Here is a 15387-nt window from a genome sequence, read left to right as displayed (position 1 = left end):
ACTCCCAATCCAGGCCAATGTACGCTCGAGTGCGTGGACTGCGGGGATGTCATCCTAGAGGCTCGCCGGTTGGCAATGCTTGATCGCGGCTGTACGCGCTGCACTGACTGCCAGGACCTGGTAGATCGGCGTGGGGTACGGGCATGACTAATCACGAACTACTTGATGATGTGTTGGCCCAGTTGCAGGGCTACGGACTTAAACCAGAAACGCCACTGGTGATTGGTAAGCGAACGCGTTGCGAGTGCGACGGTGATAAGGCCCCGGAGAAAACGGGCTGGTATGTGATCTATGACCATCTGACTGGTGACTGCAAAACACTGTATTGCGGCGCGTTTGGCGACTGGCGTCAGGGTGAAAAAGGCAGTTGGCAGAAGATCAAGCCTAAGGGCGGGCGGCTGAGCGCTGAAGATCGAGCGGTGATGCGCGCCAGGGCCGAGGAGGGGCAGCGTAAGGCCGCCTTGGCCGAGGATCGAAAGCATCGCACTGCCGCCCGGCGCGCTGCTGGTATGTGGAAGCACCTATCTGAAAAGGGCGGTTCGCGTTATTTGGATGCCAAGCGGGTAGTCGGTATCGGTATGCGTTACAAGGCGAAAAGCGGTACGGCTTTTGTGCCGATGCGCAATGTGAAAGGCGATATTGTCGGGCTACAAGTGCTGTACCCGGAAAAGCAGGCTGCTACAGGTCGGAACAAAACCTACTGGCCGTACGGTTTGGCGAAAGAAGGGGCGTTTCATCTGATCGGCCCAGAGCCCGAGCCGGGCGATGTGATTTTGATTGCTGAGGGATACGCGACCGGCGCCAGCCTGCACATGGCGACCTCGCTGACGGTATGTATTTGCTTTGACGCCGGCAACCTGCTGCCGGTGGCAAAAGCCATGCGCACAAAGTATCCCGGCCGGCAGCTGGTGTTTTGCGCAGATGATGATTGGAAGACAGTGGTGAATGGGCACCCGTATAACGCGGGGGTAATCAAGGCTGGCAATGCGGCGGTGGTGGTTGGTGGCCAGGTGGTTATACCGGTATTCGACAACAACCGGGAAGACGGCTGGACCGATTTCAACGATCTTCACTGCGCTGAGGGCCTAGATACGGTGCGCCGTCAGGTACTAGCGGTGGTGCGTCCGTCTGCTGATGAGGGATGGCGCGAGAAGCTGCAGTATTCCGAAAAAGGCGGGTTGATCGTACATCCGTTCAATGTGGCATTGATTCTGGGTAATGATAAACGCTGGTCCGGGGTAATCGCCTGGGATTCGTTCAGTTCAAAGACCCGCAAGTTACGTACACCTCCATATGGTGGGGGCAAGGGCGACTGGAGTGATCTGGACGATATTAGGGTGGCGCTGTGGCTTGCTGATGTTTACGGGCTGCGGGTGAAGACTGCCCACGTGGTTGAGGCTGTAAGTGCGGTGGCGAATGACAACGCTTACCACCCGGTGCGCGAGTATCTAGAAAGCCTTGAGTGGGATGGCCTGCCACGCCTTGAACGTTGGTTGCAGGATCGGCTGGGTGTTAAGGATAGTTCGTACACCCGCAAGGTGGGCAAGCGCTGGATGATTTCTGCGGTGGCTCGCGTGTGTCGACCTGGCTGCAAGGCTGACTCAATGTTGATTTTGGAAGGCTTGCAGGGCGAGGGGAAATCCACGGCTGCGCGGGTATTGGGTGGCGAGTGGTTCATGGATACGTCATTTGACCTGAGCAGCAAAGACGCCTATCAGGCGATCCGGGGCAAGTGGATTGTGGAGATGGCCGAACTGGACTCACTGAACAAAGCAGAGTCGACCAAAGCCAAGCAGTTCGTCTCATCGCCCATCGATACCTACCGCGAGAGCTATGGCCGGCGGATGCTGGATGTTCCCCGGCAGAGCGTTTTTATCGGCACGACCAACCAGGATGAGTACCTGAAGGACGATACGGGCAACCGCCGTTACTGGCCGGTGATGTGTACAAAAGTTGATCTTGAGGGCCTGAGAACCGACCGAGATCAACTCTGGGCCGAAGCGTTAGCCTGTTTTCGCGCAGGTGACATATGGTGGGTGGAGCGCGATGAGGCTGATGTGTTTGCGGCTGAGCAGGATCAGCGTTATCAGGCTGATATGTGGGAAGACCTGGTGGTCGGCTACCTGGCCGACAAGCATATTGGCGATACGGTGACAGGCGCGCACTTGCTTGAGCATGCGCTTAACATCGACCCAAGCCACTGGGGTAGACCCGAACAAATGCGCATCGGCAAGATTATGCATCGGATGAATTGGCCCCGGCGGCGCAAGGGTAACTGTGTGCGTGGTGTGCGCAGCTATGAGTATGTGAAACCGCCGGAGTGGAAGCGAGGATCGGCGGTGCCCAGACAGGAGACTGCATTTTGATTCCTGAAATGGATGAGATGTTAAAGCTGTGGGCGCTCGATATGCACGGCGGCGGTCCTGACGGATCTGCCAGCAGCATGTTGGGTCAGTTGATCGATTGCCGGGGTGAATTGATTCGTGGCGCACGCGGCGGTTCAAAGATGTTGCTGCCATGGAGTGCAGACATCGAGGTGATCGTAAACAAGCACCTGTCCTGGCATCTGGCCCAAGTGGTGCAGGAGCATTACCTGAACTGTGAAAGTGTGGAACGCCAGAAATGGGCGCACTGCGGGTGTGGTCGGACGCAGTTCTATGCGCGCTTGCACTCGGCACATCTGGAAATCGCAGGCATGTTGCTGGAGCGCGTAGCCTGATGGCGCCTCCCGTCCCTGTATGGCCTGCTAGTGTTTTGGCTAGTGGGCCATCTGCGCGCCGCGTGTTAATTGATGATGGCCCACCGTCCCACCTTTTTTCAATCTTCCCGCATGTGACGCACCCACCCACATACGCGCGCGCACACGCGCAGCGTTTATTAATTCTCCCTTTACATGGAAAAAGTAATAAATAGTAGGACGGAAGGGCGCCGCTTTGATTTATCGGTGTTTCAGACGTCGCGCCTCTCTTGAGATCAGTGGGACAAGAGGGTCCATGCCTGCGGCGCTAGAGCCAGTGACGTTATATGTCCGTTGATTGCTGGTGTATTGCCGTTGATTGCCGTTGATTGCAGGGTGGCAGCGCTGAGCTCTTGCTGCCACCGGACTGGAGGGGTATAAATCAGTCATGTTCAAAGAGGTACGCAACCAGCGACCTCACCAAAAACCCGGCCTTCGCGCCGGGTTTTTTCATTTCTCCTCAGGCGTACGACTCCGTACAGATAAATTTTCCTTTGGAGCTAAGAGATGGAGCGAGATCAGAGGCTGTTGGTGAAAATCCTAGAGGTGTGCATTCAGGACTCAGAGGAGTGGAGGATTGATGCATCAGCGAAGGACATTCGTGGTCGCTTCTCCCCTGAGCAGCTAGGCCGGTGGTCTGCCGTTATTGTGGATGGCCACATTGAGCTGCTTGTCGACATGGGCTGTGTCAACGCTGATGGGGAGGCTCCGAATGTACGTATTCAGCGTGTTACCAACGCTGGATACAACTACCTCGACAGAAGCAAAAGGTTGAGTCGGCACAGCAATGTGCTTCCCATCCATTAGCATGATAATGATTTGAGCCCCGCCTAGTGCAGGGCTTTTTGTTGGCGCGTCGACGCGATGATGAATTCTCAGCAAGCTCTGATATGATTGCGCCGCCATTCCTCAGTCCGCCCTCCATCCCTCTCATTTGGGGGCTGGACTGAGGAGTGGTCTTAACCCGACCATTGAGTCGGTTTTTTTTTGCGCTCACATTGTCGAAGGCCGAAAAATAGGGCCTCTGACTACACACAGGGAGAGCGTCATGGTTTTGCGTGGCATGGCACAGATGCATGTCGACGACTTGGCTGAAAGATTCAAGACGTTGGTCGTTGGGCATTCTGGTGAAGCGGACATCCAATTTGCATGGGTTGTTTTTTATCAAGGGCGAATGTTTGGCGCGTATTCAACTGCTGAGCAAGCTCTCCAGAAAATCACGGATATTGAGCACTGCATTAGCGTTGATGAGGTCCCCATCCCTCAAACCTAATCTGACTAACTTCCCATTCAAGCCCTGCCCAGTGCAGGGCTTTTTCGTGTAAGGGGCGAGGCAATGACGAACGAACAGCAAGCGCTGGCAGAAATGCCGATCTGGTTAGTGATCGTCTTGGCCTTGGTGGGCGGTGTGTCGGGCGAGATGTGGCGAGCGGACAAGGAAGGGACGCGTGGTTGGGCATTGATCCGCCGATTGGCCCTTCGGTCCGGCGCCTGCGTGGTGTGCGGGGTCTCGGCGATCATGCTTCTATACGCTGCGGGCATGTCGATCTGGACGTCCGGCGCACTGGGATGCCTGACAGCCATGGCAGGCGCAGACGTAGCGATCGGGCTGTACGAGCGCTGGGCTGCCAAGCGCCTTGGTCTGCGTGAAGCACAAGCCAACGGTGAAGCTGGACCATAAACATCCAGAGGCAATCACCATGATGCGACTTGAGATGCGTGACAACATCGACAAGATCGTCAGGGAGATGCGTGGGCTCAGCAAGTCGAAGGTGCCAATAGCCGCTGCCAAAGCGCTGACCTTCACCGCCGAACGCGTTCAGGCAGCTGAGAAGGCCGAGCTTGAGCGAGTCTTCGATAGGCCCACACGGTGGACGCTCAACTCGGTCTTCAAGCGCAGTGCCACGACCAGCCGCCTGTTTGCCCGTGTATGGATCAAGGACGAAGCCAGCTCAGGCGTGCCCGCGTCCAAGTACCTGCCGGTGCACATTGACGGTGGCAACCGGCCACACAAGCGATTTGAGAAAGCGCTGATCCACTACGGCTTGATGCCAGCGGACATGTACGCCGTCCCTGGTCGGCGCGCTAGGATGGATGGCAACGGCAACATCAGTCGCGGCCAGATCGTACAGATCCTGTCCGCACTCGGAGCAGCTGAGCGGGTGTCGGGCTTCATGGCCAACCGCACTCAGCGCAGCCGACGCCGTAACCGCAACGCACCGGACTATTTCGTGGGTCGGCCTGGTAACGGCACCGGCCCTTTGGGTATCTGGCAGCGGATCGGCAACGGGGCTCGGCCCATCCTGATCTTCGTCAAGCGCCCGACGTATCGGCGGCGCTTTGACTTCTACGGGGTAGCCAATCGCGTAGCGGAGGCCGAGTTCGAGCCGCTGTTCCGACGTGCCCTGGCACGGGAGATGGAGCGAGGCTGACCTCTTGTCGGCTTCGTGCATTTCTCCTCAAAAAGTGGCGATTTTTCAATGATTTGTCGGGGTTTTGGCTTGACAGGTCGACCTACGACCCAAAATGAATGGGTCCTTCCAGGCAGCGGGGCCATCGGGGTAATTCGAACCCCGACTTTTTTGCAGATTCAACCCGACATGGGGGGTTCCGCTTCCCTCCCAGCATCAGGACCAGACCATGCCAACCCAACATGAAATCGCCGAGCACCTGGACATGAGCGAGCGTAATGCCCGCGACGTGCTGAAGGGCCTGACTCTGGATTGGCAAACGGCAAGCATGGACGAGATCCGAACGGCCTACATCCGCGACTTGCGCGCGAAAGCCGCTGGGCGCGGGGGCAGCCAGCTTGAGGAACTCAACAGAGCGCGGATCGATGACCTGCAGCAGAAGTCAGCCAACGGGCGGTTGGTGTATTACGAAAAACTGCGCTCACTGATCCCCTCCGGTGAGGCAGAGCGTGCGCTGTCTGACTGGGCCAGTTTCGCAAACCGGGAATACCTGGGCGGCCTTGAACGCATCATTCAGGAAATCGAGAACGTGCAGAAACTCACGGTAGATCGAACAGTGGTGGCCAAAGTTGCTGGACCTACGACCGAGCGAATTGCAGGCTACGCGCGAAAACTTGGCGCGGAGCTTGTCGGCAGCAGCGGGGAAATTCAACCCGCCGCGTGACATTCCGACCGCGCACTACCTGAGTACCGAGTTTTACCTGCCGGCTGAAAGCGGCGTGCTGCATGGCCTGTACGATTTCCAATACACGCCTTACTTTCTCGGCGTTGCCGCCGCTCTGGACGATCCACGGGTGAGCGAGGTAGACCTGATGAAGGCGGCGCAGATCGGCTGGACATGGTTCTTGATCGGCTACCTGTTCAAGTTCATCCACAATCTGCCGCGTCCGATCATGATCCTGTTCGCCAAGGAAAAAGACGGCAAAAACTTTCATGACGAAAAGCTCAAGTTTGGTGTGACGGCCAACACTGAGGTGGCCAAGCTGATGCCGGTCGACGTCAGCCGCACCTCTGGCAACCGTTGGGACCATAAGACCTTCCCGGGCGGGTTCCTCAAACTGGTGGCATCGAACTCTCCCGGCAACGTTAAGTCCACGTCCTCGGTGGGCTTGTCGGTGGTGGAGGAACCTGACGACACTAGCGACGACGTGAAGGGGCAGGGTGATGCGATCGCCCTGCTGGAGGAGCGCGGCAAGCGCTACCCCGGCTCCAAGATGCTGGTGGGCGGTACGCCGGCGATCAAGGGCGCGAGCAAGACCGAAGCGCGCCTGGCCCAGACCGATTGCCGGGTGTTGCCGATCATCTGCCACGCGTGCGACAAGTCGCATGTGCTGGATTTCGCCCATATCAAGTGGCTCGACATTGAAGAGGACGCCCAGCCACACGAGATCTACGGCCGTGCCGATCCAGAGACCGCCGGCTACGGTTGCCCTCACTGTGGCGAGATTTGGGACGACTACCAGCGCAAAGAGAACATCCGCAATACGGTGTTCAACGCGATTGACGCGGGCGACCCTTATTGCGGTTGGGTGCCCACCAAACCCTTTGCCGGTCGTGCCGGATTCATTGAGCTGAACGAACTGTACGCGTGCCTGCCCGGTACCAGCCTGGCCGACATCGTGCGGGAGAAACTCAACGCCGAACACCAGGCGTCGATTGGCAACCTGTCGTTGCTGATCAAGTTCGTCAACCAGAAACAGGGCCGTGCCTACGAGTACAAATCCGATCTGCCTGAGGCCGATAAACTGGCTGAGCGAGCGGAGGACTACCCGGAAATGTTTGTGCCCATGGGGGGCCTGGTGATCACCGCCGGTGTCGACGTGCAGCACGATCGTCTGGCGGTGGTGATGCGGGCCTGGGGCCGAGGCGAGGAATCCTGGCTGATCTACTGGGGCGAGATCTACGGCGAGGTGGTGCTGCCTGACCAGGGCGTCTGGCTGGATCTGGAAAAGATGCTGTTTGCGCCGATTTCACACGCCTGCGGCGCCAAGCTGAGGGTGCTGGCTACTTCGTTGGATACCTCGGACGGCACCATCACCCAGGACGCAGCGTATGCGTTTTGCCGTAAGCACCAGCGCAATGGTGTGATGGCGATCAAGGGCGCGAGCGAGCGCGGCAACACACGCGACGATGAGCGTCGGGAGATCTTCAGCGCACCTCGGCAGGGCGTCGACACTGACAAAGAGCAAAAGGCCTCTAAGTACGGCCTGCGCCCTTACATTGTCGGTACCTCGCGGGCCAAGGATCTGTGGATTGAGGGCCGTCTGCCATTGACCGGTGACGGCCCTGGTCGGATGCACTTTTACAAAACGGTGCGCCCGGATTATTTCCGGCAAATCACCGCCGAAGTGAAGGCGCCCAGCCGGCGGCACCACTACCGCAAGGTCTGGCAGAAAAAGGCCGGCCAACCCAACGAAGGTACCGACTGCGAGACGTACGCGTTGCACGCGGCCCGCTCTCTGAAAACGCACTTGATGCGGGAGCAAGACTGGGCTGGGCTCGATGCACAGATCCGTCAGGGTGCGTTGTTTGACCCACCCGAGCCGGATCAATCCGAGGCTGAACCTGTTCCCGAAACGGACGGGACTAGTTCGGAACCGACACCACCAGTCGAACCACCCAATCTCCCGCCCTCTGGCGGGAGAGTTGTTTCTGGGCGCCGTAGTGCAATGCGCGTGCTCTCCCAACGCAGGAATTAATTCATGGCTATCACCCTGGAACAAGCGCAGGGCCAGCTGGAAGCCTGGCTCGATGCGAGCATGAAGGTCAGCCAAAAGCAGAGCTACCGCATCGGCACCCGGCAATTGGAATACGCCGACCTTGCCGAAATCACCAAGACGATCGACTACTGGCAACAGCAAGTTGATCGCCTGGAGAGCGGTCGCCCTCGTGGGATCGTCCTGCGTGGGATTACGCCGCGATGAGCCGCTCGCCGAAAGTGCCAGAGCCGACGCTGCTGGATAAGGCCATCACCTGGCTCAGCCCCGAGCGCGGCGCCAAGCGCATGCACGCCCGGTTGACCATGACCGCCTTGGGTGGTTACAGCGGCGCGTCGAAGTCCAAGCGCACGTTGAGCGCCTGGACCCCGACGGCAGGCAGTGCGGCAGCAGATCTGCTGCCCGACTTGCCCACGCTTCGCGAACGCTGCCGAGACCTTGAACGCAACAACCCCATCGGTGGTGGTGCGATCAATACGGTGACGACGAAAACGGTCGGCACCGGCCTGGCGCTTAAGTCGGTGGTCAATCGCTCGATTTTAGGCTGGGACGAAGACCAGGCCAGGGAGTGGCAGCGCAAAACCGAATCGCTGTTCAAGTCCTGGGCGGAAACCACCAGCTGCGACATCACCCGCGAGCAGAATTTCTATGGTCTGCAGGATCTGACCTGGCGATCTGTGCTGAGCAGCGGTGACGTCTTTACATTGCTGACTCACAAAGAACAACCCGGCCAGCATTACTCGGCGTGCATCCAGCTGATTGAGGCCGACCGGGTTTGTAACCCTAGCAACAAGGCCGACACGGAAGCCCTCACCGCCGGCATTGAGCGTGACGCCGATGGTGCACCGATCAAGGCTCACATTTTGCGCAGTCACCCCGGGGCACTCGGCGTCAAAGAGCGCGTTTGGGATGACCGTCCGTTCTTCAATGAGCGTGGCGGTCGCGTGCTGCTGCATGTGTACCGGCGCCGTCGGGTGGGCCAGCCACGCGGTGTGCCGTACTTGGCACCGGTGATCGAGAAACTTAAGCAGTTGGACCGCTACACCGATGCTGAATTGGAAGCGGCGGTGGTGTCTGCGTTCTTCGCTGTGTTCATCAAGCCGGGGCAGGGCGGCAATCTGAGTCCTCTGGCGTCGGCCGTTACCGGCAACACCCCGGTGGGTGGCGATAAACCCGCCGGCCGGGACCAGGGCGGTTGGGACGGCTCACTCAGTGGCGGCATTGTCGCCGAGCTGGATGACGGTGCGTCGATCGATACCGCATCACCCGGTCGCCCGAACATGGCATTCGATCCGTTCGTGCTCGCCATGCTCCGGCAGATCGGCATGGCCCTTGAGCTGCCCTATGAGGTGCTGATTAAGCACTTTACCGCCAGTTACACCGCCGCGCGTGCTGCGGTGATGGAGGCTTGGCAGTTCGTTCGCGGTTGCCGTGACTTCCTGGGCCAGCATTTCTGCCAGCCCGTGTACGAGCATTGGCTTGAAGAGGCCGTGGCACAGGGAGACATCGAGGCTCCCGGGTTTTTCGATCACCCGTTGCTGCGTTATGCGTACAGCGGGTCGCTATGGGTGGGTGATGGTCCTGGCACTGTTGATCCGCTCAAAGACATCAATGCCGCCGAAAAGCGCATCGATATTGGCGTCAGCACGCTCGCCAAGGAATCCATGCTTTACGACGGTAGCGACTGGGAAGAGAACCACGAACAGCGTGCGCTTGAAGTGAAGCGTAGGCGCGATGACGGCCTGTCTGTCTCACCAACGGCTCGCCCCGAAGATGAGCCTGCGGCCAATCCTGATCTTCCTGAACGGACCTAACTATGAGCGACAACCCAACCGATGCACCTCCCGTGCACCGGGTGACGGCGTTCGACCTGGTATCACGTGAGCCCTGGGCCATCACCCCGGACATGCTGCAGACCATCACCGCCATCGCCCGCAGGGAGCATGAAGGCCCGGAAGCCTTGGAGGCCAGGCAGGGCAAACCCTTGCAGAACAGCCGCGCGGTGACCCAGCGCGGCAATGTGGCGTTGCTGCCCGTCACCGGCCCGGTGTTCCGCTACGCCAACTTGTTTACGGCGCTGTCCGGTGCGACGTCACTGGATGTGCTGGCCAAGGAGTTCACCGCCGCCGTCGACGATCCGCGCACCGACACCATCATCCTGGTGATGGATACCCCCGGTGGTATTGCCAGCGGCATTGCTGAATTTGGCCAGATGATCCGCGCCTCGCCCAAGCGGGTGGTTGCGTACGTGTCCGGTAACGCGGCCAGCGCTGGCTACTGGATAGCTGCAGCAGCCCATGAAATCGTTATGAGCCGCACCGGCGCCGTGGGCTCCATCGGTACGGTGCTGACGGTACGCAAAAGCGACGACGACGGCAGTTTTGAGATCGTCAGCAGCCAGAGCCCGAAAAAGCGCCCTGACTTCAGCACTGAATCAGGACGTGCTGTGGCCCAGGCCCATGTCGACCGGCTGACTGACATCTTTGTCGAGGACGTCGCCAATTACCGTGGCCTCAGCGTTGAAACCGTTCTGGCCGACTTCGGCCAGGGCGATATGCGTATTGGCTCCGATGCCGTGGCACTGGGTATGGCCGACCGTGAATCCACCCTTGAACAACTCATCGCTGAGTTCAACAGCAGTTCTTCTGGAGAAAGACCTATGTCTACTACCACCAACAGTAACGCACCCGCTCCAACTGCAGATAAACCCGTAATTAACCGTGAATACCTGGCCGCGAATCATGCCGAGCTGCTCGCCAGCCTGGAACACGACGCGCACGCCGCTGGTGCCGCCGCCGGTGCCCGCGCTGAGTGCGAACGCATCCAGGCGGTGGAAGCCGCCGCGCTGCCCGGACACGAAGAGCTGATTGCCACGCTCAAGTTCGACGGCAAAACCAGCGGTGCCGAAGCGGCGGCGCAGGTTATCGGCGCCGAAAAAACCAAACGTGCCGGTGCCCTGGCCGACATTCGTACCCAGGCGCCTGCGCCAGTGCCCAACGTGCTGACGCCACCGGCAGCCCCTGAGGCGGTGAAGGAGGACCCCGAGGCGCCGCTGGAGGAACGCGCCAAGGCGACCTGGGACGGCGACAAGGAACTGCGTGCCGAGTTTGGCACCTTCGAGGCCTATCACGGCTACCGCAAGGCAACCGAGCGGGGCCTGGTCAAGGTTCTGAAAAAGTAAGCACCGGGTAACCCCTTTCCACCCATGGCTCTGGAGAATCCTATGCCTCTCACACTTGATACCCCCCGCGCATACGAGATCGGGGGCATTAACGATTTGTCGGTTGCGGCCGGCGTGCAGATTTTCGAAGGCTCGGCGGTCGGCATTGTCGCGGCCAACGGCCTTGCGCGACCTCTGGCGGCAGGCGATCTGTTCGTGGGCTTCGCCGATCGCGGCGTCGACAATCGAATCGGTGCCGCTGCAGCAGCGCGTGTGCGTCTTCGCGAAGAGGGCAAAGTTGAACTGCCCGTCACTGCGCTGGCAATCACCGACATCGGCAAACCGGTGTATGCCAGCGACAGCGGCACGTTTCTGCTCACCGCCGCCGGTAACAGCCTGATTGGGCATGTTCACCGGTTCGTGCGTACTGGCGTCGGCATCGTCAAGTTCACCGCCCAGGCCGTCCCCGTGGCGGCCTGACGCTTCGCTCAACCCGTTTTTAATACTTTTCTCTGACCGTATCCTTCCTCAGGAGAATCACCCATGGGTGCTGAAGTACTTTCCAGTCGTGCCATCATCGGCATGTTTTACGAACTGCTCGAGCAGAATGTGGGGTCGAACTGGATCGACGCCGTGTCCAACCTGTTCGACTCCGACCAGGCCAAAGAAACCTATCCATGGATCGGCATGGTGCCGACCTTGCGTGAATGGATTGGTGGTCGCCACGCCAAGGGCTTTATCAGCGCTGATCTCGAAATCGAAAACCTGCATTTTGAGGCCACCCTCGAAGTGCTGGTCACCGAGCTGCGCCGCGATAAAACCGGACAATTGCGCATCCGCCTGGGCGAGCTGGCCGACCGCACCAACGCGCACTGGGCGCGACTGCTGTCGGTGCTGCTGCTCAACGGTGAAAGCCAGACCTGCTATGACGGCCAGTACTTCTTCGATACCGACCACGAAGAAGGCCAGAGCGGCGTGCAGTCCAACAAGATCACCACCGACATCTCCGAACTGCCAGCGACACTTCACGGGACGCCCAGCCGGCCGAGCGTTGAGGAGTTTCAGCAGGCGGTTGCCCGATCGGTCACCCAGTTGACCAGCTTCAAGGATGACCAGGGCGAACCCATCAACGAACTGGCACGCGAGTTTCTGGTGATGGTGCCGTTCAACCTGCTGAGCGTTGCGCAGACGGCGCTCAGCGTGCCGCGCGGTACCAACATCAGCGAGATCGTCATGCCGGACAACGTGGTTGTTCGCGTGGTGGGCAACGTGCGACTCAACGCCTGGCAGGACAGATTCGTGACTTTCCGCACGGACGGTCGTTTGAAAGCGTTCATCCGCCAGCAGGAAACCGACGTGGCCATGAAGGCCAAGGCCGAAGGCTCGGAGTTCGAGTTCGACAACGATGCCCATCAATACGGTGTCGACACCTGGCGCAATGTGGGTTTTGGCCGTTGGCAGTACGCCGTTCTTAACCAACTGGTGGCGTAAGCCTTTCGGCCTGACACCTCATTGAGGGCATTGATATGCCGAAATACCGCGTGGAACAGACGATCACCCTTTATGGGGGTGAACTGATCCTGAATGCGGCCCAGGCCAGTGCGCGTGCGCACAACCTGGAGCCGGTCGCAAACAAGAAGGGCCGCTACACCATTGTGTCGCCTGTTCAGTTCAAAGCCGGGGAGGTGATTGTGATCCCCGGCGAACCGGACAAGGCATTGGGGCAGCGGTTGTCGAAACTGGACAAGGTCGCAGGAGAGCGTAATGCCGAATAAATCCTACACGGTGCTATCCGGCTCCTTTCGCGGGCCAGATGACAAACTGACCGGTGCGGGGGGCGTGATCGAGTTGCCTGATGACGTGGCCCAGCGCTTTCGCCACCAGTTGGAAGTGTTGGTGGTCGAGTCAGCACCGGAACCTTCCGCTGCGGGTGAGGGCGGACGCAAGCCCGCCAAGGTGAGCCCTGATGTTTGACGAAGATCTCAAGGGCTTCCTTGAGGACTTCGACGTTGGCGGGATGGTTGATGGTCAGCCGTTTCTGGCCGCGCGGGATATGCCGGACGAAATCCACGGCATGGGCGGTATCAACAGCCAGTCGACCGGTTACGAGATCCTGGTCATCACCGCCGAGGCCGAGCGCCTGGGCATCGACAACCCAAAACTGATCACCGTAGCCGGCGTGAATTTTCGCGTTCGTGACCGCCGGATGATCGATGACGGCGCCTTTAGCCTGGCCTCCCTCACCAAGGTTTAACCCTCATGCCCTCGATTCAAGAACGCATCGTCGCAAAGGCGCAGGCGCTGATTCTGGGCGCCGGTACGTTGGCGGCAGACCGGGTGTATCGCAGTCGGACTGAGGCAATCAAACGGGACATGACTCCGGCGATCGTGCTGCGCCCTGACCTTGAAACCTGTGAACGCGAAAGCGCTGCATTGGATCGCAACCAGTTCGAGCTGACGGTGGAAATCATCGCCCGGGAGGACACGGTCACAGGTGCTGCCTGGGATCAGGTAGCTGACTTGGTCAAGGTGGCCGTGCATGCGGTCCTGATGGCAGAGGAAGCCTTTGAAGAGGCGGATCGGGTGCAGCGCTTCTATATCGACTGGATCGAGGACGAAGGCGACAACACCGCCGGCAACTGCATGGTGCGTTACCGATTCACCTACCTGTGCAACACCGGCGACCTGACGGCCGGACCTACCTTTTACTGAGGAACACATTATGCAAATCGCATTCGGCAGCGGGTTGTTTTACGCGACTCCGCTGATGGACGCCTATGGCAATGCCATTTCCGCACCGACCCCCATCCTGCTAGGCATCATGCAAGAAGCCTCGGTGGATCTGTCGTTTGATTCCAAGGAATTGTTCGGCAGCGAGCAGTTTGCGGTCGACGCGGCACGGGGCCAGGGCAAGCTGACGGGCAAGGCAAAGTCCGCCCAGATCAGCCTGCTGCAGTGGAATCAGTTGGTGTTCGGGCAGACTCTGACCACCGGCCAGGTGTTAGTTCATCACTCCACGGAGCCCACAGTGGTGCCGGCAGGGGCCACCATCACCGTGGAGCCTCCAGCCGGCGGGACGCTCTCGGGTGATCTTGGGGTACGGGGCGCCGGTGCGATCCCCTACGTACGGGTACTGAGCGCACCGACAGTTGGGCAGTACACCTTTGATGCCGCCACGGGGGAATATGCATTTGCCGCTGCAGACGTGGCCAAGTCGGTATTCATTGATTACCGCTACACCGTTACGACGGGTAAAAGCCTGTCGGTGAAAAACCTGCCCATGGGTGACATGCCGGTGTTCCAGGGCGAGCTGGTCCTGAAATACAAGGGCAAGACTGTGTACGTGCGTGTGCCGAATTTTGTCAGCAACAAGCTGGGGATTGCCACCAAACAGGACGATTACACCATCCCGGACTTTGAATTCACCGGCTACGCGGATGAGTTCGGCGAGGTGTGCTACTGGAGTGCCAACGAATGACGGTCGTGAATGTCCCCGGCGTTTCGTTCCCGTTTCCAGGGAAAACGCTCGTCATCCCACCCCTGGCGCTGGGGGATCTGGAGCAACTGTTGGAGCGGATCAACGCGGTGATGGCCGGCAACATGGACCGGGACAGTATCGCGACGGTGATTGATGCTACCCATGCAGCGCTGCGTCGGAACTACCCAGACATCGAGCGGGCAGAGGTGGCAGCCCTTCTGGACCTTCGCAACATGCGTGACGCGTTGGATGCTGTTATGAGCGCTTCGGGCCTGGAAGTTATGGAGCCGACACCGGGGGAAGGCCAGGCCCCTTCGACTGGGGCCAACTCTACGCTCACCTGATTGCCAGTACTGGCCAGAGCCCGGTCACGCTTCGGCGTGATTGGGACATGGTCATGGTAGGGCATATGACTAAATACTGGCATCATCACCCCCCAGCTCACATCCTTGTGGCCGGTTACATGGGGTATACACCGAGGCAGGACGTTACAAACGCTCCCGATCTGGCGAGCAATCTTGCCAGCTTAGCTGGCGACCTGCGTGATGAATTACCTGAGCACCTACGGAGTGCGTTGGATACCTTCTCGTGCAATGCGAGCGGCCGTTAATCTTCAAGGCCAGTGCCCGTTATGAAACCTACAGCGTTTATGTGTCTATGCAACATCACGACTTTATCGTTGTACGTTAGTTCAATAACTACATAGTCATCAACTAAGGCTGCTATTTTTCCAGGGTAAAGCCCTCCGGCAAGATCAAAAAGCGCTTCGCTCCCTTTGTCCAACATATGCTCAAGCTGCTCTATAAATACTGGCATGGCTCGTT

19 protein-coding genes are annotated in these 15387 nt (G+C 59.1%); 18 read left to right on the top strand and 1 reads right to left on the bottom strand.

Features of this window, described 5'->3' with window-relative positions:
- Positions 1–143 precede the first annotated feature (143 nt).
- From FBY10_RS20555 to FBY10_RS20470, 18 genes are all read left to right on the top strand, one after another.
- Entirely contained in the window at positions 144–2366 is a 2223-nt protein-coding gene (locus FBY10_RS20555) for a VapE domain-containing protein (protein WP_145337682.1), read from the top strand.
- 8 nt (positions 2367–2374) lie between these two features.
- On the top strand, positions 2375–2719 hold the full coding sequence (locus FBY10_RS20550; protein ID WP_145337683.1) for a hypothetical protein: 345 nt from the start codon (positions 2375–2377) through the stop codon (positions 2717–2719).
- Positions 2720–3785: 1066 nt separating this feature from the next.
- The gene (locus FBY10_RS20545; RefSeq protein ID WP_115485959.1) at positions 3786–4010 is read left to right on the top strand and encodes a hypothetical protein; all 225 of its coding nucleotides are present in this window, start codon (positions 3786–3788) and stop codon (positions 4008–4010) included.
- Positions 4011–4073: 63 nt separating this feature from the next.
- Positions 4074–4418, top strand: coding sequence for a phage holin family protein (locus FBY10_RS20540; RefSeq protein ID WP_065927355.1), 345 nt, complete (start codon positions 4074–4076; stop codon positions 4416–4418).
- 19 nt (positions 4419–4437) lie between these two features.
- Entirely contained in the window at positions 4438–5169 is a 732-nt protein-coding gene (locus tag FBY10_RS20535; protein WP_145337684.1) for a hypothetical protein, read from the top strand.
- A gap of 208 nt (positions 5170–5377) precedes the next feature.
- A complete protein-coding gene (locus FBY10_RS20530) occupies positions 5378–5872 on the top strand; it encodes a hypothetical protein (RefSeq protein WP_092484766.1) in 495 nt (164 codons plus the stop codon).
- Entirely contained in the window at positions 5835–7907 is a 2073-nt protein-coding gene (locus FBY10_RS20525; protein ID WP_218571042.1) for a phage terminase large subunit family protein, read from the top strand. The genes FBY10_RS20530 and FBY10_RS20525 overlap by 38 nt, the downstream gene beginning before the upstream one ends.
- Before the next feature lie 3 nt (positions 7908–7910).
- Positions 7911–8132, top strand: coding sequence for a DUF6148 family protein (locus FBY10_RS20520; RefSeq protein WP_145337685.1), 222 nt, complete (start codon positions 7911–7913; stop codon positions 8130–8132).
- On the top strand, positions 8129–9739 hold the full coding sequence (locus FBY10_RS20515; protein ID WP_145337686.1) for a phage portal protein: 1611 nt from the start codon (positions 8129–8131) through the stop codon (positions 9737–9739). The genes FBY10_RS20520 and FBY10_RS20515 overlap by 4 nt, the downstream gene beginning before the upstream one ends.
- A 2-nt stretch (positions 9740–9741) precedes the next feature.
- Positions 9742–11106 carry a S49 family peptidase gene (locus tag FBY10_RS20510; protein WP_145337687.1) on the top strand — a complete coding sequence of 455 codons (1365 nt, stop codon included), beginning with the start codon at positions 9742–9744 and terminating at the stop codon, positions 11104–11106.
- A gap of 42 nt (positions 11107–11148) precedes the next feature.
- Complete coding sequence (locus FBY10_RS20505) at positions 11149–11565, top strand: cytoplasmic protein (protein ID WP_145337688.1); 417 nt, start codon at positions 11149–11151, stop codon at positions 11563–11565.
- A 63-nt stretch (positions 11566–11628) separates the two neighbouring features.
- Positions 11629–12576, top strand: coding sequence for a Mu-like prophage major head subunit gpT family protein (locus FBY10_RS20500; RefSeq protein WP_145337689.1), 948 nt, complete (start codon positions 11629–11631; stop codon positions 12574–12576).
- A gap of 35 nt (positions 12577–12611) precedes the next feature.
- Positions 12612–12860 carry a hypothetical protein gene (locus FBY10_RS20495; protein ID WP_065927362.1) on the top strand — a complete coding sequence of 83 codons (249 nt, stop codon included), beginning with the start codon at positions 12612–12614 and terminating at the stop codon, positions 12858–12860.
- Positions 12850–13059 carry a hypothetical protein gene (locus tag FBY10_RS20490; RefSeq protein WP_145337690.1) on the top strand — a complete coding sequence of 70 codons (210 nt, stop codon included), beginning with the start codon at positions 12850–12852 and terminating at the stop codon, positions 13057–13059. The genes FBY10_RS20495 and FBY10_RS20490 overlap by 11 nt, the downstream gene beginning before the upstream one ends.
- The gene (locus FBY10_RS20485) at positions 13052–13339 is read left to right on the top strand and encodes a hypothetical protein (RefSeq protein ID WP_074844124.1); all 288 of its coding nucleotides are present in this window, start codon (positions 13052–13054) and stop codon (positions 13337–13339) included. The genes FBY10_RS20490 and FBY10_RS20485 overlap by 8 nt, the downstream gene beginning before the upstream one ends.
- Before the next feature lie 5 nt (positions 13340–13344).
- Positions 13345–13797, top strand: a complete 453-nt coding sequence (locus tag FBY10_RS20480; protein ID WP_145337691.1) for a hypothetical protein — start codon at positions 13345–13347, stop codon at positions 13795–13797.
- 10 nt (positions 13798–13807) lie between these two features.
- Positions 13808–14563 carry a hypothetical protein gene (locus FBY10_RS20475; protein ID WP_122719265.1) on the top strand — a complete coding sequence of 252 codons (756 nt, stop codon included), beginning with the start codon at positions 13808–13810 and terminating at the stop codon, positions 14561–14563.
- Complete coding sequence (locus tag FBY10_RS20470) at positions 14560–14907, top strand: hypothetical protein (RefSeq protein ID WP_218571041.1); 348 nt, start codon at positions 14560–14562, stop codon at positions 14905–14907. The genes FBY10_RS20475 and FBY10_RS20470 overlap by 4 nt, the downstream gene beginning before the upstream one ends.
- Before the next feature lie 262 nt (positions 14908–15169).
- On the opposite strand, the gene FBY10_RS20465 is transcribed toward FBY10_RS20470, so the two are convergent.
- Positions 15170–15379, bottom strand: a complete 210-nt coding sequence (locus FBY10_RS20465; protein WP_145337692.1) for a hypothetical protein — start codon at positions 15377–15379, stop codon at positions 15170–15172.
- Positions 15380–15387 lie beyond the last annotated feature (8 nt).

The sequence above is a fragment of the Pseudomonas sp. SJZ103 genome (assembly GCF_007828335.1).
Taxonomy (GTDB): domain Bacteria; phylum Pseudomonadota; class Gammaproteobacteria; order Pseudomonadales; family Pseudomonadaceae; genus Aquipseudomonas.
The sequence above is the reverse complement of the archived record's forward strand: the minus strand, read 5'-3'. Positions and strand labels throughout refer to the sequence as shown.